Source organism: Armatimonas sp., from assembly GCF_031410135.1.
Taxonomy (GTDB): Bacteria; Armatimonadota; Armatimonadia; order Armatimonadales; family Armatimonadaceae; genus Armatimonas.
Genome location: NZ_JANNYP010000114.1, coordinates 1 through 1560, shown reverse-complemented (window position 1 = coordinate 1560; position 1560 = coordinate 1). Strand labels below are relative to the sequence as shown.

At 54.9% G+C, this 1560-nt stretch carries 2 protein-coding genes; one reads left to right on the top strand and one right to left on the bottom strand.

What is annotated here, in order from left to right; genetic code table 11:
* On the top strand, positions 1-693 hold a 693-nt coding region (locus RMO15_RS04295), incomplete at its 5' end, for a TIM barrel protein (protein ID WP_309708272.1).
* Between the two features lie 48 nt (positions 694-741).
* On the opposite strand, the gene RMO15_RS04290 is transcribed toward RMO15_RS04295, so the two are convergent.
* Positions 742-1560: DUF2961 domain-containing protein (locus tag RMO15_RS04290; RefSeq protein ID WP_309708269.1), on the bottom strand; the 819-nt coding region annotated here is incomplete at its 5' end.

The window sequence follows — 1560 nt, the reverse complement described above, 5'->3', positions numbered from 1 at the left end:
ATGGCGGGTCGATCCGTCGCTGAGCAGGAGAAAATCGCGAAAGGGATGCGCGACAACGGAATTCTCATGGGAGTCTTCGTCGTCAACCTTTCGACGGCCTGGAGTCCGACCCTTGCCACAGGAAAGGCAGACTCTCTGGAGAAGTTTCTTGGTGAGTGTAAGGTCGCGGTAGAGGTGGCGAAGCGCGTGAACGCCAAGTGGATGACGGTCGTGCCTGGAATGGTCGATCCTAGACAGCACCACGAGTACCAAACCGCCCACGTGATCGACGCTCTCCGCCGCGCGGCAGAGATTTTCGAACCCCACGGTCTTGAAATGGTCATCGAGCCGCTGAATTTTCGCGATCACCCGGACCACTTTCTCAAGACGGTTCCTCAGGGCTACGCGATTTGCAAAGCGGTGAAGAGTCCTTCCTGCAAGGTGTTGTACGACATGTACCACGCCCAGATCGAACTCGGGAACATCATCCCCAACATCGATGCCGCTTACTCAGAGGTGACCTACTACCAAATCGGAGATAACCCCGGTCGAAACGAGCCAACCAGTGGAGAAATGAACTACCGCAAAATCTTTGAGCACCTTTACAAAAAGGGTTTCAAAGGTGTGCTTGGAATGGAGCACGGCAAAACGCAACAAGGAAAAGAAGGCGAGCGAAAGCTCATCGAAGCCTATCGGTTTAGCGATACCTTCTAGTCCTGCCCGGACCGCGTGAGGCACTCCTTGCGCGGTCCAACACAATGATTACTTTACGGGTTTGAGTTTGATCCCATCAAGCCCGAACATCTGCCCAGGTGCGGCAAGAGCATTCTTTCCTTTGCAAATCACTTTCAGGATGTGCTTGCCAGCGGTGAGCGCGCGCGTTCCGAGGGCAATCTTCTTCCAAGTAATTCCATTGTTGAAGAAATCCTTTTCGGCGAGCTTCTCGCCATCCAGAACCAACTCATGGATGCCGTAGTCGATGGCATGGCAGAAATTGCCCTCTAATGCGTAGGTTCCTTTCACTGGCACGACGAATTCGAGTTCGAGAACATCCTCTGCCTTGGCTTGGATCCACCACAACTGGGCTCCTCCGCTGGGTTCGGCGAATCCGTCTTGGACCGATGTTTGACCTCCAGTGCGGCGCAGGACCTTCATGTCTTCGCCCTCAATCATTCCCGGCTGGCGTTTTGGTCCGAGGAGTCGCTCGAATGGGAGATTCTTGACGTCGACTGGATGCGGACCACTGTCACCGGGTCGAGAATACCAATAGGCAGTGAGGTCGAATCGACAGTCCACTTCTGCCCAGTGCCAATTTTCTAGATCGAACCGAATGTCTTTTTCGAACGTGATCCTGTCGGAAACGTGCCACCGAGCCATGATGCTGTGACCGAAATTTCCCGGCTTCTCGCTGTGAACCTGGGCGTGGTACGGCTTTTGGAACTCGGTGTTCATGCTCCAGGCGTAGCCGAAGTAGTCCTCGGTGCCGGTGCCAAACCAGGAGGGCCAGGTCTCACCGTCCACATAAACTTTCTCATCGCCCTCGCCATACCAAGCGGGCACGGGATTAGCGACGTGGAGGGC